This is a genomic window from Pseudomonas sp. KCJK9058, from assembly GCF_046230975.1.
GTDB lineage: Bacteria > Pseudomonadota > Gammaproteobacteria > Pseudomonadales > Pseudomonadaceae > Aquipseudomonas > Aquipseudomonas alloputida.
The window spans coordinates 1-595 of record NZ_JBJJLR010000122.1 but is presented as its reverse complement, the minus strand read 5'-3'; the positions used below and the strand labels follow the sequence as shown (position 1 = coordinate 595).

Annotated in this window: 1 pseudogene; it reads left to right on the top strand. The window is 50.6% G+C overall.

Annotation, left to right across the window (positions count from 1 at the left end):
• Positions 1 to 389: 389 nt before the first annotated feature.
• Positions 390 to 595: pseudogene (locus ACK59Z_RS25865) on the top strand (sugar-binding protein); the annotation flags it as partial.

Below are 595 nucleotides of genomic sequence, written 5' to 3'. Positions count from 1 at the left end.
AACCTCTTTGGTAGGAAGTAAGTGTGATTACCCATCCTATTCCCCTATGGGCGACAAAGACGTGAAAGAGCATTTCAATATTTAGACCGAAATCCAAGTTTAATCTTTAACAGCAAGTGTGTTCTTCTGGTCCTGCTGCCTTTAAGTGGGGCCAGCAAAACATTTAATTAAGTCTGTTGAGAGCGCCCGTTCTACGCTCTGTGCCAAAAGAGATTATTCAGGATTTTCCTAATGGTATTTCGAATGAATGATACTAAGCAACCGGAGTCATCCCGGTTGTTCGCTTGAATTGAACAGCGATAAGATCTCCAACCGCCTCGGCGTTAACGTTGCTGCTGGTAGACTACGCTTACAATTCGATCCATCGCCGTCACCAGTACGCCCCGACGGATGATCGAAAGTCCAACTACTTGTAATACGGCAGCGGACACCTGCACCAGCGAACCTGGACGGCCAGGTGATCAGCGACATGGCGCGCGATGACCTGCATCGTGAGGTGTACCGCACCCAGGGCAAGCTCACCAGTTGCTTCGGTTATGACGCCATGGGGCGCAAGGCCTGGCAGTTTGCCTCGACCTTGCCGGCCGACAAGCTT